The organism is Hwanghaeella sp. 1Z406 (assembly GCF_048892425.1).
Taxonomy (GTDB): Bacteria; Pseudomonadota; Alphaproteobacteria; order UBA8366; family Aestuariispiraceae; genus Pacificispira.
Window position 1 is genome coordinate 116,284 of the sequence record NZ_JBLZHU010000005.1, and the last position, 23,595, is coordinate 139,878.

The 23,595-nt window shown below is 57.3% G+C and carries 22 protein-coding genes, 1 tRNA gene and 1 pseudogene; 7 read left to right on the forward strand and 17 right to left on the reverse strand.

The window, feature by feature from the left end:
* Window positions 1-143: 143 nt before the first annotated feature.
* From ACOSDR_RS11655 to ACOSDR_RS11730, 16 genes and pseudogenes are all read right to left on the reverse strand, one after another.
* Complete coding sequence (locus ACOSDR_RS11655; protein ID WP_420724885.1) at window positions 144-995, reverse strand: amidohydrolase family protein; 852 nt, start codon at window positions 993-995, stop codon at window positions 144-146.
* An 11-nt stretch (window positions 996-1,006) separates the two neighbouring features.
* Complete coding sequence (locus tag ACOSDR_RS11660) at window positions 1,007-2,602, reverse strand: phytoene desaturase family protein (protein WP_420724884.1); 1,596 nt, start codon at window positions 2,600-2,602, stop codon at window positions 1,007-1,009.
* Window positions 2,592-4,256: a class I adenylate-forming enzyme family protein gene (locus ACOSDR_RS11665; RefSeq protein ID WP_420731375.1), complete on the reverse strand. Its 1,665-nt coding sequence runs from the start codon at window positions 4,254-4,256 to the stop codon at window positions 2,592-2,594. Before ACOSDR_RS11665 ends, ACOSDR_RS11660 begins: the two co-directional genes overlap by 11 nt.
* A 69-nt stretch (window positions 4,257-4,325) precedes the next feature.
* The gene (locus tag ACOSDR_RS11670) at window positions 4,326-5,816 is read right to left on the reverse strand and encodes an aldehyde dehydrogenase (RefSeq protein ID WP_420731376.1); all 1,491 of its coding nucleotides are present in this window, start codon (window positions 5,814-5,816) and stop codon (window positions 4,326-4,328) included.
* Between the two features lie 34 nt (window positions 5,817-5,850).
* On the reverse strand, window positions 5,851-7,242 hold the full coding sequence (locus tag ACOSDR_RS11675) for an aminotransferase (protein WP_420731377.1): 1,392 nt from the start codon (window positions 7,240-7,242) through the stop codon (window positions 5,851-5,853).
* Window positions 7,243-8,077: 835 nt separating this feature from the next.
* Window positions 8,078-8,968, reverse strand: coding sequence for a DUF5677 domain-containing protein (locus ACOSDR_RS11680; protein WP_420731378.1), 891 nt, complete (start codon window positions 8,966-8,968; stop codon window positions 8,078-8,080).
* Window positions 8,969-9,727, reverse strand: coding sequence for a DUF6339 family protein (locus tag ACOSDR_RS11685; RefSeq protein ID WP_420731379.1), 759 nt, complete (start codon window positions 9,725-9,727; stop codon window positions 8,969-8,971).
* Window positions 9,724-10,557 carry a hypothetical protein gene (locus ACOSDR_RS11690; RefSeq protein WP_420731380.1) on the reverse strand — a complete coding sequence of 278 codons (834 nt, stop codon included), beginning with the start codon at window positions 10,555-10,557 and terminating at the stop codon, window positions 9,724-9,726. The genes ACOSDR_RS11685 and ACOSDR_RS11690 overlap by 4 nt, the downstream gene beginning before the upstream one ends.
* A complete protein-coding gene (locus ACOSDR_RS11695) occupies window positions 10,554-12,452 on the reverse strand; it encodes a hypothetical protein (RefSeq protein WP_420731381.1) in 1,899 nt (632 codons plus the stop codon). The genes ACOSDR_RS11690 and ACOSDR_RS11695 overlap by 4 nt, the downstream gene beginning before the upstream one ends.
* Before the next feature lie 8 nt (window positions 12,453-12,460).
* The gene (locus ACOSDR_RS11700; RefSeq protein WP_420731382.1) at window positions 12,461-12,691 is read right to left on the reverse strand and encodes a hypothetical protein; all 231 of its coding nucleotides are present in this window, start codon (window positions 12,689-12,691) and stop codon (window positions 12,461-12,463) included.
* 107 nt (window positions 12,692-12,798) lie between these two features.
* Window positions 12,799-13,218: a very short patch repair endonuclease gene (locus ACOSDR_RS11705; RefSeq protein ID WP_420731383.1), complete on the reverse strand. Its 420-nt coding sequence runs from the start codon at window positions 13,216-13,218 to the stop codon at window positions 12,799-12,801.
* Window positions 13,215-14,768: a DNA cytosine methyltransferase gene (locus ACOSDR_RS11710; protein WP_420731384.1), complete on the reverse strand. Its 1,554-nt coding sequence runs from the start codon at window positions 14,766-14,768 to the stop codon at window positions 13,215-13,217. The genes ACOSDR_RS11705 and ACOSDR_RS11710 overlap by 4 nt, the downstream gene beginning before the upstream one ends.
* The gene (locus tag ACOSDR_RS11715; protein WP_420731385.1) at window positions 14,765-14,944 is read right to left on the reverse strand and encodes a type II toxin-antitoxin system Phd/YefM family antitoxin; all 180 of its coding nucleotides are present in this window, start codon (window positions 14,942-14,944) and stop codon (window positions 14,765-14,767) included. The genes ACOSDR_RS11710 and ACOSDR_RS11715 overlap by 4 nt, the downstream gene beginning before the upstream one ends.
* Window positions 14,945-15,308: 364 nt before the next feature.
* Window positions 15,309-15,443, reverse strand: coding sequence for a hypothetical protein (locus ACOSDR_RS11720; protein ID WP_420731386.1), 135 nt, complete (start codon window positions 15,441-15,443; stop codon window positions 15,309-15,311).
* A gap of 15 nt (window positions 15,444-15,458) precedes the next feature.
* A complete protein-coding gene (locus ACOSDR_RS11725) occupies window positions 15,459-15,731 on the reverse strand; it encodes a conjugal transfer protein TraD (RefSeq protein WP_420731387.1) in 273 nt (90 codons plus the stop codon).
* A 10-nt stretch (window positions 15,732-15,741) separates the two neighbouring features.
* Window positions 15,742-15,810: pseudogene (locus tag ACOSDR_RS11730) on the reverse strand (hypothetical protein); the annotation flags it as partial.
* A 346-nt stretch (window positions 15,811-16,156) separates the two neighbouring features.
* Between ACOSDR_RS11730 and ACOSDR_RS11735 the strand changes: the two are divergent.
* From ACOSDR_RS11735 to ACOSDR_RS11745, 3 genes are all read left to right on the forward strand, one after another.
* The gene (locus ACOSDR_RS11735; RefSeq protein ID WP_420731388.1) at window positions 16,157-17,047 is read left to right on the forward strand and encodes a MobA/MobL family protein; all 891 of its coding nucleotides are present in this window, start codon (window positions 16,157-16,159) and stop codon (window positions 17,045-17,047) included.
* 115 nt (window positions 17,048-17,162) lie between these two features.
* On the forward strand, window positions 17,163-18,920 hold the full coding sequence (locus ACOSDR_RS11740; RefSeq protein ID WP_420731501.1) for an AAA family ATPase: 1,758 nt from the start codon (window positions 17,163-17,165) through the stop codon (window positions 18,918-18,920).
* Window positions 18,911-19,879, forward strand: coding sequence for a recombinase family protein (locus tag ACOSDR_RS11745; RefSeq protein WP_420731389.1), 969 nt, complete (start codon window positions 18,911-18,913; stop codon window positions 19,877-19,879). Before ACOSDR_RS11740 ends, ACOSDR_RS11745 begins: the two co-directional genes overlap by 10 nt.
* Window positions 19,880-19,930: 51 nt before the next feature.
* Here the strand turns inward: ACOSDR_RS11745 and ACOSDR_RS11750 are convergent.
* Window positions 19,931-20,020, reverse strand: a tRNA-Ser gene (locus ACOSDR_RS11750).
* A 358-nt stretch (window positions 20,021-20,378) separates the two neighbouring features.
* Here ACOSDR_RS11750 and rplU point away from each other — a divergent pair.
* From rplU to proB, 4 genes are all read left to right on the forward strand, one after another.
* Window positions 20,379-20,882: a 50S ribosomal protein L21 gene (rplU, locus tag ACOSDR_RS11755; protein WP_420731390.1), complete on the forward strand. Its 504-nt coding sequence runs from the start codon at window positions 20,379-20,381 to the stop codon at window positions 20,880-20,882.
* Between the two features lie 26 nt (window positions 20,883-20,908).
* Entirely contained in the window at window positions 20,909-21,175 is a 267-nt protein-coding gene (gene rpmA / locus ACOSDR_RS11760; protein WP_420724879.1) for a 50S ribosomal protein L27, read from the forward strand.
* Between the two features lie 138 nt (window positions 21,176-21,313).
* The gene (gene obgE, locus ACOSDR_RS11765; RefSeq protein WP_420731391.1) at window positions 21,314-22,402 is read left to right on the forward strand and encodes a GTPase ObgE; all 1,089 of its coding nucleotides are present in this window, start codon (window positions 21,314-21,316) and stop codon (window positions 22,400-22,402) included.
* 24 nt (window positions 22,403-22,426) lie between these two features.
* Window positions 22,427-23,587: a glutamate 5-kinase gene (proB, locus tag ACOSDR_RS11770; RefSeq protein WP_420731392.1), complete on the forward strand. Its 1,161-nt coding sequence runs from the start codon at window positions 22,427-22,429 to the stop codon at window positions 23,585-23,587.
* Window positions 23,588-23,595 lie beyond the last annotated feature (8 nt).

A 23,595-nucleotide genomic window follows, 5' to 3' on the forward strand; every position in this document is an offset into this window, starting at 1 on the left:
TCCGAGCCGGAACGGCTTGTAATTGTTTTTTCATATCCTCGGAGGATACCTTACTCAATCTCCCCGCATTTGTTTGAAATTCTGCACCCGTAATGTCAATTGGCGAAAGCTGTTTCCGCAATCCACAGTCTCAAGATTCGTTCTTAAAGGCCCAGAAAGGAGGATGCGTTTTCTAAAACCCATTTCTGACGGATTTCGGAATCCAACCCTAACGCGTCCAATTCTGCAATCGCCGCACTGGGTGGCATCATTGGGAAACTGGACCCGAAAATCATTTTGTCTTTCAACAATGTGCGGCCGTATTGCAGCAGCGGCTCATAACCGGAATGGGCCTTGCCCAACAATTTCGGACGGATCGCCAACACACCGATATAGAGATTGGGATGCCGCCAGGCCACGCCGATTAGTTCCGTGACCCAGGGCCAACCAGGCGGTGACGCGCAAACGCGCAATTCTGGATAACGCACCATGACCTCGTCGATGTATTCTGGCTTGCCGAAGGACATCGGCACAGCGGTCGAAAAGTTGATGCCACAATGGATGTTGACCGGAACCTTCAGGTCTATTGCCTTTTCATAGAGCGGAAACAGAATCGGATCATTCGGACATAGCTTAAGCTCGAAGCATTGCAGGTTCAGCCCACGCAGCCCCAACACGGTCACAGCATGTTCAAATTCTGCGATCGCCTCTGCGCCTTTGTGCGGATCAACCCCGGCAAATCCCAGGAAGCGCGGCCCGTGTTCCTGGCAGAATGCGGCGACGGTTTCGTTGGAAATTTTGAAATCAAACATACTGGTCAGATCCCGCGCCTTCAGGAGGACATGGCGCGCGTCTAACTCTTCGTACATGTTCAGGTAAGCATCTAACTCCTGCGTCGCCGATGTCGCGGCGGCTTCCCGCTCGCTGCCCTGGTAGACGCGGCGATAGTTGCCGAGATGCGGTGCCGGCGGATTGAATTCCGGCAAAGGCGGACGGCTGGAAAAATCGATCCACATGGTATTTCCCCTTACATCCAGTGTTTGCGGTCTGCGAGAATAACGCGGGCCGCATTATGGCCCGGCATCCCGGTCACGCCACCACCAGGATGGGTTGAGGCGCCGCATTGATACAAACGGTCGATCGGGCTGGTATAGTCTGCGAAATGCGGGGCAGGTCGCCGGAAAAACATCTGGTCGGCGCTGATTTCTCCGTGATGCACGTGACCGTTTGGTAAGTCAAAGATCCGTTCCAGGTCCAATGGTGTCAACACTTGCCGATGAAGGATATGGTTCTCAATATCGGGGAAGTGTCTCTTGAGGATCGACAGGACATTGCGCCACAGTTCTTCGCGCTTGTTGTCCCAACTCCCCTCCCGCAGCGTATAGGGTGCGTGACCGCCGAAGATCGACAGAATGTGATGGCCTTCCGGTGCAAGGGTCGGATCGACCCGCGTGGGAATTTTGACGATCAAGAAGGGTTCGCGTGACATCTCGCCCAGGCTCGATTGTTGGAACGCGGTTTCCATGTAATCGACTGAGTAAGCGAGGTTGATTTGCGTCGGATAGTCGAAATCTGGCGCCATGGTTGGAAAGTCAGGACAATCCGGCAGGCCGTCCAGCGCAAGATTAACCCGGAAGACTGTCGATTCCGTGCGAATGGCGCGAATATCCTGAACAAACTCTTCCGGCAGAGTCTTAGGGTCCAGTAGTTTCAGAAAGGTCGTTTTGGCATTCGCGTTGGCGATCACAGCCTTCGCCCGGATTACCTCGCCGGTGACAAGGCGAACACCCGTAGCCGTGCGCCCCTCCGTGAGAATCTCTTCGACCTCCGCATTGGTACGCACGACCATGCCATGCGCTTCGCCCGACTTTCTGATCGCATCGGAGATTGCCCCCATACCCCCCTTAATGAACCCCGACGGACCCGCCGCCGTTTTCTGGTCACGCACGATGCCGCGTGCCAACATATAGGCGGACCCTGGGGTCTTAAGGCTTGAATTCGCCCCGCCGCCGCCTGCGAAGAAGCCCAGAATAAGTTTCACGTCCTCTGATTCAAACCAGCGGCTAAGATAGTCGTAGGCGCTCAATGTCAGTAAATTGTAGATATCATAGAAATGTCCGCCGATCTTGCGGAAGCGCCAGACGAAGCCAGCAAGCCGTTTGAGGTCACGAAACCTGCGCGAGCCCGGATCGACAGGTGTTTCAAAGATAAGCTGCTTCATGAAGGGTGCCAGTTTTTGCATATGCGCTACATAGGCTGGATAGACATCCGCGTCTCGATTGGACAGCCTGGCCAGTTCACCCCGGAACCGGTCTGGATCTTCCCACATTGTTACGAAACGGTCGCCTTGCAGCGCGTAGACGATCGGGTCGGGTGACAGGACCTCATAGCCGTATTTTTGCAGTTCAAGATCCAGGATCACCTTGGGCTGTAGCAATCCCATGTAATAAGAGGCGGTGGAAAGACGGTAGCCGGGCCAAACCTCCTCGGTCACCGCCGCCCCGCCGCTGATCGACCGTCGTTCCAACACCAGCACTCGGACCCCGGCCTTCGCCAGATAAGTGCCGCAGACCAAACCGTTGTGGCCACCGCCGACAATGACGGCATCGAAATCAGTCTTCATGACCGGAGTCTCCTAACCAGACGTTTTCCTGCCGATCAAAGCTGCCGGCCCGCAGGTCGGACACCCCTTCGGTTATTTTTGGCTTGGCGATCTTCAGAGAGGCGGTCCGTGGAAACTCCTCAATAAAGGTATAGAAACGCGGCACCTTAAATGGTGCCAGACCGCTCTGCGCAGTTTCGATAACCTCGGCGATAACGGCGTCGCTCTCTTCCACGTTGGGTTTCAGCCGCAGATAGGCCTTCACCTCCTCCCCGCGCAAGGCATCGGGTACGCCGACCACGGCGCTTTCTGCGACTGAAGGCGCCGTGTTTAGTATGGTTTCGACCTCACGGGCCGCTATATTCTCCGCGCTGCGCCGGATCATGTCCTTCTTGCGGCCAACAATATAGTAGAAGCCTTCACCATCCTGTTTGAACAGGTCGCCGGTTCTGAACCAATCCCCATCGAATACGGCATTGGTTGCTTCGGGATTGTTGTAGTAGCCCAGCATGATGCCAGGCCCGCGAACCTGCAATTCACCGACCTCACCCTGCGCAACAAGAGCGCCATTGTCATCAACGATCCGGCATTCCCGAAATGGGCATGGCCACCCGCAGGAGCCCGACCCAACCATGTCCACGCGTTCGATCGGCATGAACATTGCCGGCCCCAGCTCCGTCATGCCGAAGGCTTCGCGTGCGTTCAGTTTGAACCGTGCTTCTAGCTTGCTGTGCAGATCCTTGGCGACGCCGTAGACGTTGCCCCGGATTACCTCGATATCGCCGTCGTCGGGTTGTTCCGGCTGGTTCAGCAGCACCCAGGGGAATAGGCAGAATTGAATGCGGTAGTCTCGCAGCCAGGACAGAAAGCGGCTGGTGCTTTGACGGGCCGCGACGAACAGCGTGCCGCGATGATAGATCGTCATCAGCAGCAGCCATTGCGGGTCCATGTAAAAGAACGGCGTGGAGGCTAGGATGCGGTCGTATTTCCGGCCGTCGCGGAAGGCGTTCACTTTGCCAGAGCTGATCCAGTAGCGTTGCGTCAGCATGCAACCCTTCGGAAAACCGCTGGTTCCAGAGGTGAACTGGATGTTCATCAAGTCGTCGTGCCCGACCGGCTCTGGCGGCGTAAAGCTTTCCAGCGGCTTATCTGCAAGTTCTTCCCAGTGTCGGAACGGCTCATCCCCATCATGACCGTGCGTGATCACCCGTTCCGGCCTCACATCGATCAGGCCTTCTGATATCGCTTTTTTTACAACCTCCAGGCAGGCCGAGTCTGCGACGATCCAGCGCGCGTCGCCGGTTGTCATGACGTGACCCAGTTCGCGGGCGCGATAGGCGATGTTGATCGGCACCATCACCGCGCCAATTCGGGCCAAAGCAAACCAAGTCAGCGGCATGGCCGCGACATTGGGCAGCATGACCCCGACATGGGTGCCCTTGCCGATCCCTAAAGCGACAAGACGCGCGGCCAATCCGTTTACGCGCTGTCGCATCTCCTCATAGGTGATCGTCTCGCCGGATTCGAAGAAATTCCAGAGCATTTTGTCACCGGCCTCGGCCGCCGCTTGATCCAACAGCGCGCCGATATTCTCCGGCAATGGGTCTGCCTCGATGCGCTGTCGGCGCACGGAATACTCGGGAACAGTTTCGGCCAATAAGGCATCGGTGCCCATAGAAACAATTGCCTCCTTGCGGGAGTTGAAAGAAAAGGCGCGGGCCCCAGGAACCCGCGCCTTATCGGATCAGTGAGCGAACCAAACCGCCTTGAGATCCGTGTATTTATCCATCGCGTGCAGTGACTTGTCACGGCCAAAGCCAGATTGCTTGAATCCCCCAAAGGGCGCATTGAATTGCCCGCGATCAAAGCAGTTGACCCAGACGACACCGGCACGTATCGCCTGCGCCGCACGATGTGCATTCTTAAGGCTGCCGGTCCAAACCGAAGCCGTAAGGCCGTAAGTGCTGTCGTTTGCAACTGTCATAGCGTCGTCGAAATTCTTGACGGTGATGGTCGACAGAACTGGACCGAAGATTTCCTCCTGCGCGATTTTCATGCTGTTGTCGACAGCATCAAAGACCGTTGGCTCGACGAAGTAACCGCCGCTTTCCTTCAGCGCCTGATTGCCGCCCGCGACAATCGAAGCACCGGCGTCGCGGCCTGCATCGATATAGCCGAGAACCCGGGTCAATTGCTCCTGCGTCACGATTGATCCAAGCTTGGTCGACGGATCCAACGGATCCCCAGGCTTCAGCGCCGTGGCATGAGCGATGACCTTCTCAAGCAGCTTGTCCTTAATCTTGTCCTCAACCACTAGGCGAGAGCCGGCATTGCAGACCTGCCCAGCATTGGAAAAGATGCCCGCGGCAATGCTCTTGGCGGCTTGATCCAGATCCTCGCAGTCCGCAAGGACGACTTGGGGTGACTTGCCGCCCAGCTCAAGGCCAATGCGCTTCATGTTTGATTGACCGGAATATTGCATGAAATAGCCACCGACCTCGGTCGAGCCGGTGAAGCCGATGCAATCGACATCCATGTGCAGGCCAAGCGCCTTGCCAGCAATATGGCCGAGACCCGGTACAATGTTCAGCACACCCCTAGGCAGGCCTGCTTCGATTGCCAATTCGCCGATGCGCAGTGCGCTGAAGGGCGACTGTTCCGCTGGTTTCAGGATAACGGAGTTGCCCGTCGCCAATGCCGGGCCCAGTTTCCATGCTGCCATTGACAGCGGATAGTTCCATGGCACGACTGCAGCGACAACGCCCACTGGCTCGCGCACAATCATGGTGGTGACGTCTGATGGGGTTGCTGCGACTTCACCATAGACTTTATCAATCGCCTCGGCATACCAGGCAATGCAGCTTGCGGCGCTGGGGATGTCGCCATTCAAAGCGTTTGTGATGGGTTTGCCGACATTCAGGGTTTCAAGCAGCGCCAGTTCTGCACGGTGCTCTAACAGCAACTCGGAGAAACGCAGCAGAATCTTACGGCGATCCAACGGCGACATGCGGGACCAGACACCGGATTCAAAGGCGGCCCGGGCCGACCGAACTGCTGCGTCTACATCCCGCCCATCGCAGGACGCGACCTTGGCGATGACGCGTCCATCTGCCGGGAAGACACAGTCGAAGGTTTCCTCTGAAATCGGGTCCATGAAGGCGCCGTCGATAAAGGGTTTTGTTGGCAGAGGTGCAATACGGGCGCGTTCATGCCACTCAGCGGTCGTTAAATCCATTTTCTGTTCTCCTATGTCCTGTTCGTAGAAAGACTTACGCCGCCGAACGTTGTGCAGCGCCTTTTTCTTCACCCGCACGCAGGATGCCTTCGCGCAGTATTTCGCACATGCTGTCGATTTCCTGACGCGTGATGATCAGGGGCGGCGACAAGACGCACATATTCCCGATCGGCCGTACAATAAGGCCAAGGGAAAAGCAGATTTCGTCAATCCGTAAGCCGAGCGCTTTGTCTGCGTCGGTCACTTCGGAGCGGCCCGGGTCCACCATGCATTCGACACAGCCGACGAGGCCTTTCGAGCGAATGTCCGCGACTCCCGGCAGATCTTCCAGAGCCTTCAGCGCCGCCGCGAAATGCACCGACACTTCGTTCACATGCGCCAGGATACCGTCGCGCTCAATCACCTCAATATTCGCGAGCGCCGCTGCGCAGCTTACGGGATGACCGGAATAGGTGTAGCCGTTGGTAAAGCTGCCGCCTTTGGCATTTTCCCCGCTGACCCGGTCCAGCAGCTTTTCGGAAATAGCGAGACCACCGAGCGGCACGTAACCTGATGTCACACCCTTGGCGAAGGTGATGATGTCCGGCACGACGCCGAAAACCTTCTCGGATGCGAACCATTCTCCGCAACGGCCGAAGCCTGTCACGACCTCGTCAGAGATATAAATGATATCATTGGCCTCGCAGACCGCCTTGAACCGGGCATGGTATCCCGTTGGCGGTATGATCACGCCGCCTGATGCCAATAGCGGCTCCGCCAAGAAGGCCGCGATGGTATCAGCGCCTTTCTCTTCGATAAGCGTCTCGAATTCCGCCACCAGATCGTCCAGAAATTCGGCTTCTGTCCGATTGCCGGCCAGCCGGACATTTGGGCTGGAGAGAAAATTGATCCGATCCTGCGCGACATCGAAATTCGGCCAGTTGCCGGTCCGGCCCGAACATGCGGCCGTAAGGCTGGTGGATCCGTGATAGCCGTCCATGCGTACGACGATCTTCTTCTTTTGGGGGCGGCCCAGAATATTGTTGTAAAACTCTGTGAAACGCAGCGCCGTGTCGACGGCCGTTGACCCCCCCGTCGTGAAGAATATCCGCGTCAGATCACCAGGCGTCATTTCCGCAATCCGTGCGGCAAGCTTGGCGGCAGGCGAATTCGAAGTGTACCAAGGCGAGTTATAGGAAAGGTGCATTGACTGATCGGCCAGCGCGTCGGCGATTTCCCGACGACCGTAACCGATCTGTGTGCACCACATGCCAGCAGGCCCATCAATCAGTCTGCGCCCTTCGGAATCAATGACATAGATTCCCTCACCACCCTTCAACATGGGCAGTCCCTTGCGACCAAGCGTCGACATTTCCTGTGCTGGTGCAAATAGGTTTGTACGGACAGCTTCGGCTAGAGTCTCCGTTTCGGTGTTGAATTCGGCCATTGGGGGCTCCCCTAAAAAATCACATTGCGTTTAGCGACTGAGTGTTTGGCGGAGTCCGCCAATGTCGTGGTCGCACCTTGTCTGAAAACAGTGCGTTCCTGTTTGCAATTTGCCTAATAATTGATTGCTTAGTCAATCAATTATTTTGTCGAAATCATATTGATCTGCTCCATATTTCTGGTTCAGCTTGATTGATCGTATTGCGCATATTCGTGACTCATGGGTGTTGCACCTCTCCTGATTCCGGCTTCGACTATGGTATCTGCCTCAGCACAAGAGTGGCGGGATGGGGCTGGGTCATCTTGACCACCTCCTGTCCCATTTGGTCCCCGACCATACGATTTAGCCCCGCGACGGCAGAGGTCGGACAGGTGGTCTTGTTGCTGCGGTGTCTTCGTCTACAGATGCTTTAGCGGTTTTCAATCGGCGCCGAAGCCCAGCAACGCCTGTTCAGACAGTCTACCGGCGTCTCGAAGGTTGCCCGTCTGGAAGGATCTCTCGCTCCCTTCTTGCCGAAGGCATTGACTCAATCGGTCGGGACACGTGCATAAAAATGTAATGTATCAATGGTGTTTAGAGGGTGATTTCTGGATATATCGACAATAATCCGCGCGTGCCAGATGGTCGATTGCCAAGCTAGCGCATGCCTCTAAAATCGCTGGATGTTTTCGATATCAATGCCTTGCGGCATGGTTGGCGGGCCGAAGCCGATGAAACCGAGAACTACGTCTACGCTATAGCCCTCTAAATGATCAACGGGCGGGCCTGACAACCGCGGGATTTCTTCGAACTATTTTTTAGTTCTCCGAAAATACCGCGATAATTATCCAAGTTATCAACTTGCATATGTGTCATAGAAATTCCGTTGTGTATCGAAGAACTGATCGAACAGGACTTCTGACTGCTTCGTTTGGGCAGTCCACAACTCCGCTACCTCCAAAGGGATCAGTTTCTCAGCGCCGTGCATATGCCTGAGAGCCGCAAGGGAAAACACCCAGAGACTGCCTTGGTCAGACATGATCCTCGCGGCGTGTGATGCCTCCAGAATCGGCAGTTCGTCTTTGCGTCGTAGCGCGCGATCCAGCATGAGATCGAGTGCAGCGTCGTCAGCATGTATCAGGTGGCTTTGCTGGCCGTACATGTGCAACAAAACATCAGCATCAGGGACCTTTGCCTTCTCATCTTTTGAGTCGGAGAGTGCGTTGATGATCTCCGAGAATGACCACTTCTGTTCAAGGTCCTTGCGTATGCGCTTGTTTGTCGGTGTCGATGGGAAAAGGGCTTCGTTCACGAGTCCGTCGAAAATCGCGGCGCTTCCCTCTCGTCCGTCAGCTTTACTCAGATTTCGGACAGGACCGACGCGGTGTTTACGCTTGTGGTCGTGTGTGGCCGCGTAAAGGCCCCAAAATTCCTGAACAAGCGCACTACGCTCGGACTCGGCTTCAAAGCAGATAAACCAGATTTTTGCTGATGCCTCATAGAATGATCGGAGAATGATCTCGGCGTCCCACGGAAAGCCGGAAGAAACAAGGTACGAAACAGCCTGGCTCCTTGAGGACATGTAGTGAAACAGCTGCTTCAATGTCTGGAGAACCTGTTCTTCTTTGTCGCTCTCCTGAAAGGTGTGGTCTATTAGGTCTCTGACAGTGCTGATGAGCTGCAGCTTTGCATCCTGCAGTTCGTTCAGGTCCTTGGCAAAGGGATGTGCGGGTTCTCTTTCCGTCATCTACGCTGCTTCACTGACCTCTGCGACACGATCACAGCATTCGCCTACGAATTTGTCGGCTTCCGCATCGCTGAGTGCCTCGAACACGATGCCACCGCCGTATCTGTTGATGATCTTCATGAAAGCGCGGAATCTGACCTCAGTCGCGGTAATCTCAGCTTTTTCATCAATTGCCCGCAGAATTGCCCCCGCTATCTGCCTTCTGCTGCTCATCCAGATTCTTTCGACAAAGTTCGATCTGATGTCGGCTGTTTTCAGGATCAGGCCAAGTGCCTTCTCCACATCATCCGGCATGCAGCTTCTTGCGATGTGATAGTTCCACCAGAGGCGGGATACGGAATGATCATCCCTGATCGCGGTCTGTGTTGGAGCGAAGATGTGAGCCTGAATAGAGGCAACCAGTGCATCATCTTCATCCGTTTCGCTCAGCCACCTGGCCTTTGAATACTCAAAGGCATCAAGGTGAGAGATCCGCACCCAGACAAGTTCTTCGTTTGCAAGAGACGGCGTCAGTCCGGACAGCGCCTGACCGACGATCAGCGAATTTTTTCGGTCGATATCAACGATATTCTGCTGCTGTGTAAGGTCCAGTGTGCCAAGAAGCGCCTGATCATAGTCGATCTTCAGATCGATATCCCAAGACGGTTCATCTTCAAGGTGGTGGAACCCCGATCCCCGATAAAGTTCTAGGTTCGAACGGATATTCGTCCGCAGATCAGTGAGTGCCGCTTCAGAAATGTATTTGAGCTCGGTGTTCATGATGCAGCCTCCATCGCTTTTGTCGTTTGTTTTAAGGGGGCTTTCAGCAACAGCTGCGCCACCCTGAGCGGGGAGACTGAGGGGTCGTTAGGCTGAATTCCGAGGTCATCGCATTTTGCAGAGAACACCTGAAACCAGCGCTGTGCTTCAAAGCTTTTGTCCCCAAGCTGCATTCTGGAGACAATGTCGGCGATTACCGGCATGTAGACGGCACTGAGCATCACGGAGCGGGTGGCTGGTAGGTTTCGCATACTGTCGAGTGCCGTGTGCGTCGCGGACTCTGCGAGAATTCCGATCTTGTCGTCATCAGTATCCACTTCAATCATTCCGGGTTCCACGGTGTCATCAACGGCAAGCTTGAAGATAGTTTCGAAGGGCTTGAACTTCCTCGGATCGATTGAGAACCGAAACTCCGGCCCCATTGCGATGATCGACCCCTTCCCGATACTGATTTCCTCGCCGAATTCTGCATCGATCATAGGGCTGGAGAAACCGTCGAGGTCCTTTAGTGTCCAGACAACCGGACGGATCGTCACCAGCCCGTGAAGCTGCGACAGATCAAAGAACTTTTCGGATGTTCCGGGAGGTGCCTCCTGAAGGTGGTTGAAGTAGGTCCGTCTACACACCAGAAAGTAGCCTGATGCCGCTTGCTGCGAGGAGATAAGAGAGGAAAGGTCATCGTTCCCGATAGTGATCTCGGAGATGATCTTCAGCTGATTGTCATCAGTCTGCTGCTGCAGGAACTCGGCACACATTTCGCCTGTGGAGTAATCAGAAGAGAATTCACTGAGGACCGGGTGCGGATAGCGCATACGCTCGTTGATCTTCATGACGCAACCTCCTCTTCGTCTTCAACAACCTCATAGGCTGAAATCTCAATCGGGCCGCCATATGGGACGTCGAATTCAACATCGACACTCTGCCGCTTCCCGGCTTCGCAGGTGATCTCAAGAGTGTCATTGCTGACGCTCCCTATGGAGGCGCTGATGATCGTTAGGCGCTCTTCCGCATTCAGACCGCTCGCATCAGTAGAGATGACAACGTGTGAACTCACCGGCGAGGTGAAGATCAGCCGCCGTTTTTTCAGTTCTCTCCTGTCCGGGATAAGAGCGCGCTCGGAGATCAGTTCGATTGGACGCATTTCTTTGCGCGGCCTTGGCTTTGGTCCCGGTCCCGGACCTGGTCCCGGACTTGGTTCCGGGCCAGGATTTGGCCCCGGACCGGGAGGATCATCCGGGGAACCGAATTTCTGCGCGGCAGGCGGTGTGCGCTTTGGGTTGCTGCGCTTCATCGTGGTCGGTACTTTTGCGCGCGGATCAGTCTCGGTGCCCGCTTCGTCCTCGGTGCGGAACCCTTCTGTCACGAAGAACTCGTTCATCTCGTCGAGATCGACGCTGTCAACAGGTTGAGAACGAGCGACTTCTCTGATCCTGTTGCGGATTTCCTTTGCAAGCAGGGTAAACGCCCGCTCCCCCTGCGCCCGTAGAGTGGGGTCAGTGATGCGTTCTGCCGACAGCGTATCGTGCCGGGGATTTTCGAGACGTTTGAACCATTCGCCTTCTGCGGCGCTTTCCGGTTCGATGATGACGGCAAATTCCTTGTGGAGCGGAAAGCGCTTAAAGGGCTCATTGAAGTAGGCGAGATTGTCCGTGATATACATGCCGTTCCGGACGATCCCGACCGTGTACCGAAGACCGTCACGCAGAAGCATGTGCATCCTGACTTTGCCGAGTTCAGATACCTCGATAGTCTGAGTCACGGTCTGCGGATCAATAAGGCAATCATGCAGTGTGCGGGCGGCGTCGAATGAGTGCCGGGCATTCAGTTGATCGACGGCTTCGTTGACCTCTGGACTCTTGAAGAGGGTCTGAATGGTGTTCCGGTTGATCAGGATCGAACCGTTATCCAGCTCAAACTCCATCTCACGACGTTCAATAGCACAGAAAAAGTTGATAAGGATTGCTGCGGTCATCTCATAGCGCCAGTCCGTCCGGGTTTCCCTTAAACAAACTGAGAAGAGAGAGGTGCCTTGCTCCTTTCTGCGCAACCACTGCGGAATGTTTTCCGCAGCATCGACCGGCATGTATCCTTCGGTCTTACCCCAGTAGCCCTTGCGTCGTCGTTCAACTCCAGCGCTGTCCGAATGCGAAATGAACTGGGTCTTCCCCATACAAAGTGAGTGCGCCTGACCACCGGTTTCGTACATCGTTGAGACAAAAACGGTCTGAATGTCCGAAAGCGCAAAGGTTGCATTCTTGCCGATGCCGAAAGAGCCGCCGGAACTGACATCCTCCTTAACGCTCATCCCGTCGGTTTTTGCCAGTGTGTGGAACGGCCTGCCCTCAACGCAAGGTCCGCGAACGCCCTTTGTGTTGAAGTCTGCTATCCTGAGAATTTGCAATTCATCAGCTTTTAGCGCGCTGACCGCGTTACGGAAAAATCCGGTTTCTTTCTCCCTCGAAGCCGCCTCCGACTTCTTCAGGCACAGGTCTGCTGCCTCACGATATTCTTCGATTGACGGAAACGCATCGGCAGGAAGGGAGATGACATCAAATCGCAAGACAACAGGTTTTGTCGCATCAGCGCGTGCGTCACGACTGTTCTGGCCCGTTTCGCGCGCAACGGCCGCAAAAGGATTTTCGCGGAATGTTTCGATCCCTGCGTCACTGAGGCCTTCGGCCTCACCACCGTTGTTCGGCAAAAATGCCAGTCCGATCTTACTCATGCTTGCCCCTATTTCTGACTAAGGCGGAACGAGTCATCGCCAGTTTTGCCGTTTCCTGAGAATCTGCTTTTTGCGGCATCCAGCTCTCTCTGGAGTGCCCTGAAAATCTCCTTGGCATCTTCATCTTCGTATTCGTAGGACGCTTTGTTCGCCAGATTCCCGATCAGGCGAATGTCCTTGATGGCACGGTTGACCCTCGCTTCAGCCAGGTCGACGAACTTCTTCCTTTTGTCCCGCATTGCAGCCTTCCTTATGCGCTACATATATGACAGATTTTTCAGTTATTAGGAATATATTTCCACTATGTCGTCGACACATATCATAAATATATGAGATATGTATCGCCTTATATCGAATTAACCACCTGATTTTCAATGGTTTTTATGACATCTTGCGGGTCTGCGAACAGTTCACATTCCCAAACAGTCAGTATCTGCCAGCCGAGTGCCTCCAACTCAGTCTTCTTGCGGGCGTCCCGCTCTACTGTCCTGTGAAACTTCTCGGTCCAGAACTCTGTGCGCGTCTTAGGCATCGTCGCATTCGAACACCCTTCATGACGGTGCCAGAAGCACCCGTGAACGAAGATGACGGTGCGGTACTTCGGGAGAACGATGTCAGGCTTTCCAGGCAGGCCGGGCGCATGCAGCCGAAAGCGAAAGCCTCTCCGGTGGAGAAGGCTACGAAGAAGAACTTCGAGTTTAGTGTCTTTGCCCCGGATTCGGGACATGTTCCAGCTGCGGTGCTCTTTCGAAATCCGATCCGTCACGCATCATCATCTTTCATCTGATCCAGAACGTCGGCGATAATTGCAGCGATCTGCCTGGCCAGATATGGCGGCACGGCATTGCCCACCTGATGATACTGGGCGGTGCGCGGCCCCTCAAATCTGTAGTTGTCCGGGAAAGTCTGAAGGCGCGCGGCTTCTCTGACTGTCAGACTCCGGCACTGTACGGGGTCGTAGTGGATGAAGTAGTGCCCGTCCTTGGAGATGTGGGACGTGACGGTTGTCGAAGGCTGATCGGGCAGCTGGACCCGGAAACGGTCAGAGAACATCTTTCCTGCGCGACCAAGTTCTACATTGTCGTGGTTCGGGAGGAGACTCTCGGGAAAATCCGCCAGTTTTGGGCTTTTCCCTGTCACAGACGCAAACGATGCCGCGAAAGCATACCGGCGAAGATCGGAGGGCATATGTCCGCGTGCTTCGTGACCGTCCAGGCGGTCGAGAAGCGGATCGTGAATGCCGTCAAACACGGCGTGCTGCAGCCTCGATCTGGCCGGGTAGTGTGTTGAACGCCGCTCCAGCTTCCTGCGTGTGCGATCCAGGTTGATGCTCATCAGATCAACCAGATCACCAGCATATTCGTGACCGTTCAGCTCATGCCTGATCGCTACCGGATCAATTCCGGCGATCTCTCTTTGCCAGGCTTCAGGAGTGTCTCCACCTTTTGAAAGTCCGCTGCGGATGGCCGGGAGATTTCCGATGGCCTGCTTCAGTGTTGGCGGCTTATGCGGTTTGAGGCGCCCGGGCCGAACGTTGATGTCATTGCGGATTCCTACAATGAACATACGATGTCTTGCCTGCGGCACACCATACTCTTCCGCCCGGACAAGAAAGAGACGCGGATCGGCCTCCAGCCCGGGCAGCTCATCCGCAGACAGGGAGTACAGGCGGTAACCAAGTCCATTGGAAGACATGCCGAGGGCATCTTTCGGCGCGGTCAGGTCGGCTAGAATCCGATTGATGACCAGTTTGCCTTCAACCTTCGCCGACAGCAGTCCCTTGACGTTTTCCATCACGAAGACTGGCGGAGCATGATCTATAATGATCCGAAGATACTCGCGGTACAGAAAGTGCCGGATGTCCTTTTGAAACTCCGGGTCACCCATCATCCGTGACCGACCCACAAGTGAGTACGCCTGACAGGGCGGTCCGCCAACCAGTGCCCACCTCTTTTGCTTCTGAAGCCTGTCCGAAATCAGATTGTGCACGCGCTTATGGTTGTCAGTTCCAAGCGAAATACGGATAGCTGACCGGTCGGCATGCGCCTTCTCGTTCGGATGAAGATCGTACAGTGCCCCAAGCGTAATATCGTCTTTCAGGTACCGGTAGTAGTCTTCAGTAAGCCCATCATCTTTGAAGGCTTTCAGGAAGTGTCGCAGCAGCAATGTCCGGTGTGCAAACTCGTCCTGTTCAATTGATATTGCGCTTCGGAAACAGGCATCTTTTGCACCGCGCGTCAGGGAGGCGAACCCCTCACCAAGGCCGCCCGGCCCCGCGAAAACGTCAACCAAAGGATAAGCGATCTTCCTGGTCATTCCGGTTCCCCAGCGCTGCCGCGAGGAGCCGCATTTGTCAGTCGCTCGTAGTCTTCAATACTGAGAACCACGACGACTGGCCTACCATGTTTTTCGACTGATACAGGTTCTTGGCGCGCGGTATCAATCAGGTAGCCAAAGCGGTTTTTTGCATCACGGGCAGAGAGTGTTTTCATGCAATATTGATCCAAAATGGACATTTTGGCCATTGTGCATCAGGTACCGGTCGGATGCAATGCGATTGATTGTGCTCCATCCTTGATAGGACGACAGTATCCGATTCGCGCAGAGCTGATCGCGGAGTACAAGGATCCTGCTAACCCTTATCCGGCAGGTTCGGTGGAGGGGGGACTGCTTCTCCATCATGTCACGGGGGTATCTCCGTCCTCCTCCAACCGCCACGGGTCTGGCCCACCTTTAGGACCCTTGGCGCCTCGAGACCGGACTGACGGTCAATGGCGGTCCGTCACGACATAGGCGTGAGAGCGTTTCACGCGGCGGTACCGAGATATGTGGGTTCTCCGCGCTTCTTGGCATCGATTACGCCCGATCCTGCGGTGGTTGAGTTCTGTCATGCACGTCTGGCGAACGATCCTTCTCAAATGCCATCTTTCCCAGCTTTGTCCGGACAACACGAGCACGCTCGCCGTCCTCGCCTTTGAGCTTGTCGGCCATCCAAAGCAGCGCCCCTTAGATCATGGCGCGATCATCGCCGGTCAGGTCCACGATACCCGCCTTGATGACGAGACAACCGAGTTCGATCAGATGCCGTGTTCTCCTGCGGCGCTCCACCTGCCATGTGCGCATGTCATGTCGCGCTCGTTGTGCCTGATGCCGGTTGCGCGCCGCCCGGTTGCGTTTGAGCGCCGCCAGTGTCGCGGTCAGGCGCTGATGCAGTTCGCCGTGACCGACCCTGTAAGAACGCGGCGCCGCGCTTGGCCCACGCCTCCTTCTTTCCTGCATCTCTGGTTTCGGCCAATGCGACGAGCGCGCCCGCCAGTTCCTCGGCCGAAAGTGTATAGGCTCCTGTGGCAATTACCAGGTCGCCGAGCTGCTACACCTTGCGAGTCTTCAGTTCCCGCGCCTTGTCTTCCAGCGCCTTCAGTTCTGCATCATAGTCCCGTGGCTTGCGCATGATCATCTCCATAAGCTTTTGATGGAACGATGATAGTTGCGTAACCTGCTGAACGCAGTAATGTTGCCGGGACGGTCTGGCACGGGCCGGTCCACCCCGAGATTTTTTCGAGGGGGGGCGCACTTATACGTCGTTCCGACGTGCGCTTGGCCGTGCCAATGCTTGATCGCGATGGCGATCTATCATCTTCACCTCAAGGTCATCGGCCGGAAGCAGTGCGGTGGCGTCGTCCGCTTATCGCTCGGCTTCGCGGATGCGCGACGACCGGCTTGAAGGCAGCCACGACTTTTCCAACAAGCGCGGCGTCGTCCATTCCGAGGTCATGCTGCCGAAGGATGCGCCCGAACAATGGAGGGACCGCGAACAGGTCTGGAACGATGTTGAAGCGTTCGAGGTCAGGAAGGACGCCCAGCTTGCCCGCGAGGTCGAGTTCGCCCCTCCGCGCGAGATGACGCAAGCCCAGGGCATCGAACTCGCCCGCGGCTTCGTGCAGGAGGAGTTTGTCGATGAGGGCATGATCGCCGACCTCAATGTGCATTGGGACATGGCCGAGGAATGGACGCCCAAGCCCCACGCCCATGTCATGCTCACCATGCGCAGCGTGGATGAGAGCGGTTTCGGCCAGAAGGTGCGGGACTGGAACCGCACGGAGATGGTGGAGCGGTGGCGGGAACGATGGGCGGAACACGTCAACGAGCGCCTTGCCGAACTCGACATTGACGCCCGCATCGACCATCGCAGCCTGGAGACGCAGGGCATCGGCCTTGAGCCACAAACGCAGATCGGCGCGCCCGCCCAACGCATCGAGGGCGAAGGGTTAGAGGCCGCTGACCGCGCGGAAATGCACCGCGAGATTGCGCACAACAACGACGCACGCATCATCGTCGATCCTTCGGTGGCGTTCGACCCATCACTCACCAGCAATCGACATTCACGCGGCGCGACATGGCGGTGTTTGCGCATCGGCACAGCGACGGAATTGAGCAGTTCAACGCGGTCATGGGCGCGTGCGGAACGCGCCCGAGCTGTTCGAACTCGGCTCGGACGAACGTGGCGAGGACCGCTTCACCACCCGCGAGATGGTCGAGGCCGAACAGCGCTTGCACCGCGCCGCCGAACTCATAGCCGAGAAGGAACGGCATGAGGTCGGTGACAGAGAACGCGAAGCGGCGCTGGCGCGTGCGGAAGCGCGCGGCCTTGTCCTGTCCGGCGAGCAGGCCGATGCACTGGCGCATGTCACGGACGGGCGCGATCTTGGCATGGTCGTCGGTTATGCCGGGACGGGAAAGAGCGCCATGCTGGGCGTGGCGCGCGAGGCATGGGAGGTGTCAGGCTTTGAGGTGCGTGGCGTGGCGCTGTCAGATGAGAATCTGGAAAGCGGATCAGGCATCGCGTCGCGCACCATCGCCAGCATGGAACATGGCTGGGGACAGGGCCGCGACATGCTTACGTCCCATGATGTGCTGGTGATCGACGAAGCCGGCGCCAAAGTGGTGCTGGTCGGCGATCCGCAGCAGTTGCAATCCATTGAGGCGGGCGCGGCCTTCCGCTCCATTCACGAACGCCACGGTGGCGCGGAAATCGGTGAGGTCCGCCGCCAGCGCGAGGACTGGCAGCGTGACGCCACCCGCGATCTGGCGACCGGCAGGACCGGCGCGGCGATCCATGTTTATGACCGTCACGACATGGTCCATGAGGCACAGACGCGGGAGCAGGCGCGGGACGAGCTGATCGACCGCTGGGATCGTGACCGGCAGGCAGCACCGGACAGCAGCCGCATCATCCTTACCCATACCAATGCCGAGGTGCGGGAGTTGAACGAAGCCGCCCGCGACCGGATGCGGGAGGCGGGCGATCTTGGCGAGGACGTGCGTGTCACAGTCGAGCGCGGCGACCGAAACTTTGCCACCGGGGATCGCGTCATGTTCTTGCAAAACGAACGCGGCCTTGGGTTCAAGAACGGCACGCACGGGACCATCGAGCAGGTCAGCACGCAGAGCATAACCGTGCAGACCGACGATGGGCGCTCCATTGCCTTCGACCTGAAAGACTATGACCGCATCGACCACGGCTATGCGGCCACCATCCACAAGGCCCAGGGCATGACCGTGTACCGGACGCATGTTCTGGCGACGCCGGGCCTGGACGCCCACGGCAGCTATGTCGCCCTGTCCCGTCACCGCGGCGGCATGGACCTGCACTACGGCCGCGACGACTTCGCCGGTCAGGACCGGCTCGTCCGCACCCTGTCTCGCGACCGGGTCAAAGACATGGCGACAGATTACGTACCAGCGCAGGACTATGCCGAACGGCGCGGGATCACCTTCCGCGAGCGGATGGAGCGGGTTGTTAAGATCGCCAGTCAGGTGCCGGAGAAGGTGCGCAGCATGTTCGACGGCCTGTGCCTCCCCGCAGACGGCGCGCCCGGTGCAAACGCTGGAGAGCGGCCGGAAAGGGGAAGAGCGGATGCGGATGGTCCGCAGCGTGAACCGGCATCGCCTGCGAGGGCGGATGCCGATGACCTGGAATTGGCGATGCGCCGTGCCCGAACTGATGCGCTCAAGCGTCATGCCCGGGCGGTGGACGGGATGTTCAGTACCGAGGACACGGGCGGCAAGGCCAGCCCTGAGCAGGTGCGCGAATTGACCGATGCCTGCAAAGCCTTTGAGGAAGTGCGGCCGCATGGCTGGCGCGATGCCGAGGCCGCGTATGTCAAAGACCCGGAGCTTGCCCGAGAGGCAGGCAGTGGCCGTGTCAATCGCGCTATCCGCGCCCTCCAGCTCGAAACGGAAACTCGAACCGATCCGCAGCGCCGCGCCGACCGCTTCGTGGAGCGCTGGCAGAAACTCGACCGCGCCAGTCAGCATCAGTACCAGGCGGGAGACATGTCCGGCAAGGCTTCTGGAACGGCTCGCTTCCCCCTATCGGCTATCGCACAGTCGCCGCCGAGCAGCGCGGAGCCAAGACCAAGAAGAAGCTGGAAATCAACCCGCTCCACGCCGACACGGTGCGGCTGATCTATCGCCTTGCCCTGGAAGGCGACGGCACCACCGGCCAGATGGGCGTCAAGAACATCGTCTCCTATCTCAACAGTCGCCGCATCTTCAACCGCGACAGCGGACGTTGGGGCATCGGTCAGGTTCACCGCATCCTGACCCGCCGCACCTATATGGACGAGCATGAGTTCAACAAGCGCAGCAAGACCAAGGAACTGAAACCCAAGACCGAGGTCGTTGTGGTTCCGGTTCCGCCGATCATCGACCACGAGACCTTCGACGCGGTTCAGAAGCTGCTTAAGGCCCGTAACCCCAAGGTCATGCCAGCCCGCGTCATCAGCGGCCCGACCATGCTGACCGGCCTGATCCATTGCGCCAAGTGCGGCGGGGCCATGACCATCCGCACCGGCAAGGGTGGGCGCTACCGCTATTATGCCTGCTCGATGAAGGCGCGGCAGGGACCGACCGCCTGCGAGGGCATGGCCGTGCCGATGCAGAAGCTGGACGATCTGGTTGCCGATCACCTTGAGAAGCAGTTGCTTCAGCCCGAACGTCTGGAAACCATCCTTACCGCCGTTCTCGACCGGCGAGAGGAATGCTCGAAGCGCCACCGCGAGCATATCGCCGAACTCAACAAGCGCGCCACGGAATCGGAATTGCGCCTCAAGCGGCTGTACGCCGCCATCGAGGCGGGCGTGGTCAATCTGGACGACCCGGCGCTGAAAAACCGCATCGACGGCCTCAAGGCCATCCGCGATCAGGCCAGGGCCGATGCCGACCGGGCGCAGGCGATGCTCCAGAACTCGGGACAAAAGGCGGTGACGCCGCGGATGCTGCGCAAATTCGCCGCAACCGCCCGCGAACGCATCCGGCTCGAAGGCGGCGGCTATCGCCGCGACCACCTGCGTGCGCTCGCTCAGCGCGTCGAGGTCGCCGAGGGCGAGGTTCGCATCATGAGATCGAAGTCCCGGCTGCTATAGACGCTTGTGGCGGGAAGTGGCGTAAACTCAGTGCCCACTCAGGGATTGAAGTGGCGGAGAGGGTGGGATTCGAACCCACGGTACCCGTGAAGGCACAACGGTTTTCGAGACCGTCCCGTTCGACCACTCCGGCACCTCTCCGCAATAGGCCCTGCACCTTGAACATCTGAGCCTGGATCGAAACGTGCGGTTTCCTACACGATGGCGTTTGGCCTGCCAAGCCCTGAAAACGGGGGGAGGGGTTTGGGACCGCCTGTTGCAGATGTTATTGCAGATGCGTTACTTATCCATTGACTTGGGGCCGTGCATCCGTATATTCCGCCCGTTCTTGCAGCCCTTTCGGGGTTGCGACGCATTTTGCGTGACTGCGCAGTTCGAGGTTTTGGGTCCGGTTCCGGCCGCATCCTACCGCATGGCGGAAAGATTGCCCTGATCAAAGACCGTTTCGGTTTTCAGGGTGACACCACAGAACGCGTGAAGCGATTGAAGGAAGAGACCCATGTTCGCAGTAGTGAAGACGGGCGGCAAACAGTATCGTGTCGCCAAAGACGATGTTATCCGCGTTGAAAAGCTGGAAGCAGAAGCAGGCGATACCGTCCTGTTGAATGAAGTTCTGATGATTTCTGACGAGAATGGCGCGCAGACCGGTACGCCGATGCTGCCAGGCGCTGTTGTCGAAGCAGAAGTTGTGGAGCAGACCCGCAACAAAAAAATCATCATCTTCAAAAAGAAGCGCCGCCAAAACTATCGCCGCAAGCGCGGTCATCGCCAGCACGTCACCGTGTTGCGCGTGATCGACATCGCCCTGGATGGCTCTAACAAGAAAGCCACCACCAAGGCGAAGGTTGCTGCGGCTCCGGCAGGCGATGCGGACGGCGATGCGCCGAAAGCTGCTGCCAAGAAGGCAACGGCAAAGACCGCTGCGAAGAAAGCGGCAGGCAAGACAACCGCGAAGAAGGCAACGGCCAAAAAGGCTGCTGCTAAGAAATCTGACGCCGAATAAGGCATTAACGCTGGAGGGCTTACATCATGGCTCATAAAAAAGCAGGCGGTAGTTCACGCAACGGCCGCGATACAATTGGTAAACGCCTTGGCGTCAAGAAATTTGGCGGCGAAGCTGTTGTGGCCGGGAATATCCTGGTCCGTCAGCGTGGCAACAAATGGCATGCTGGCGACAATGTCGGCACGGGCCGTGACTATACGCTGTTTGCGCTGGTCGATGGGAATGTCGAATTCAAAAAGACCCGCGAACGCACCATTATTGGCATACGACCGCTGGCCGAGGCTGCCGAGTAAGGCTGTCCCGGTTGGTCCTGAACACGATACTGCGTTAAACGCCGCATATCATCAGGTAGAGGAGAGGGGAACGGCCGCGCCGTTCCCCTTTTTCCGTTTCCCCCATTTTGGGGTCCCGTTGATCGGAAGTGACGAGACATGAAATTTCTGGATGAAGCCAAAATTTTTATACGCTCCGGCAATGGTGGCGCGGGCTGCGTATCGTTTCGGCGCGAGAAATTCGTTGAATTCGGCGGTCCCGATGGCGGGGATGGCGGTCGCGGTGCCGATGTTATTGCCGAGGCGGTGGATGGCCTGAACACGCTGATCGATTATCGCTATCAACAGCATTTCAAGGGCAAGACGGGCCAGCACGGCATGGGCGACAATCGCACCGGACGCAGCGCTGATGCGGTCATCATGCGCCTGCCCGTGGGAACGCAGGTTTTTGCGGAAGATAAGGAAACCCTGTTGGCGGATCTGACAGAGGTGGGCCAGAAAGCCATCCTGGCGCGGGGCGGCATGGGCGGGCGGGGCAATGCCACCTTCAAATCCTCCACCAATCAGGCCCCCCGGCGCTCTGATCCGGGTGAAGAGGGTGAGGAACGATGGGTCTGGCTGCGCCTGAAGCTGATCGCGGATGCCGGTCTGGTCGGGCTGCCCAATGCGGGTAAGTCTACGTTTTTAAGTGCCGTCAGTCGGGCGCGCCCAAAGATTGCGGACTATCCCTTCACCACCCTGCATCCTCAACTGGGCGTGGTCGGCGTGGATTCCCATGAATTCGTGATCGCTGATATTCCGGGCCTGATCGAAGGGGCCCATGAAGGACAGGGGCTGGGGGATCGCTTTCTGGGCCATATAGAGCGGTGTCGGGTCTTATTGCATCTGATCGACGGGGTTGAGGATAAGGTCGTAGACTCCTATCAGACGATCCGGGGTGAATTGGAAGCCTATGGCAATGGCCTGGCTGACAAGCCGGAAATCGTTGCGATCAATAAGGCGGATGCCTCGATCCCTGAATTGATGGATGAACAGGTTGCGGCTTTGCGTAAAGTGACAAAATCCCCGATCCTGATCTTGTCGGGTGCAGCGGGAATGGGTGTTGTGCCGGCCTTGCGGGCAATCTGGAAAGTGGTTGAGCCGTATCGCCTGGAAGAGGCTGCCCGGCGGGAACGGGAGGCGGAGGCCGCTGCGGCGAAGATGGAACAGACCACGCGCCATATTACCGATGAATGGACCCCTGTTTGAGGTCAGAAACAAGCGAGTAAGGCCATGGCATTCGCCGATTCGAAACGGGTGATTATCAAGATCGGGTCCGCCTTGCTGGTCGATGGGACGGGGGCGATCCGTCAATCCTGGCTAGAAACACTGGCATCCGATATCGCGGAATTTCGCCGCGCCGGGCAAGAGGTGCTGATCGTATCGTCCGGCTCTATCGCGGTGGGACGTCATTTGCTGGGCCTTAAGAATGGCACTTTGAAACTGGAGGAAAAGCAGGCAGCCGCCGCGACCGGGCAAATCCGCCTGGCCCATGCCTATCAGGAAGCACTGGCGCGGTTTGACATCAAGGTCGCGCAGATCCTGTTGACGCCATCCGATACCGAGGAACGCCGCCGACATCTCAATGCCCGTGCAACCCTGCTGCAATTGTTGAAACTAGGCGTTGTGCCGGTCATCAATGAGAACGACACCGTGGCCACCAGCGAAATTCGCTATGGTGACAATGATCGGTTGGCCGCCCGGGTGGCGACCATGGCCAGTGCGGATCTGCTGGTGCTGTTGTCGGATATTGACGGGCTTTACACTGCCGATCCCAGGAAGACAAAGACGGCGCAACATATCCCGGAAATCCGTGCTATTACGCCAGAGATTGAAGCGATGGCGGGGGATGCGGTTCCCGGCGTGTCGACCGGTGGCATGATTACCAAGCTGGATGCGGCCAAAATCGCGCTGGCGGGGGGATGCCGCATGGCAATTGCTCTGGGGCATAAGGATCATGCACTGAAAGCCCTGGCAGAAGGCGCGCGGGCAAGCTGGTTCATTCCATCCGACCAACCGGTCACGGCCCGGAAGCGCTGGATTTCGGGTACATTGAAACCGGTGGGCGCGGTTATCGTCGATGCAGGTGCCCTGGCGGCACTGGGGCGGGGCAAGAGTTTGCTTCCCGCAGGGGTGCGCACCGTGTCCGGCACTTTCGAGCGGGGCGACGCGGTGTTGATCAAAGGACCGGATGGTCGGATCGTGGGTAAGGGGCTGTCGGCCTATTCCTCAGACGATGCCGCCCGGATCGCTGGCTTGCAGTCATCGGAAATTCGCACAGTGCTGGATTTTGATGGACGACCGGAGCTGATTCACCGGGATGACATGTCCCTGGATCAATCAGAATTACCGGTTGCGGGGAATCAAGCGCCAGGCTTAGAGTCGATTGGATAGGATGTGAG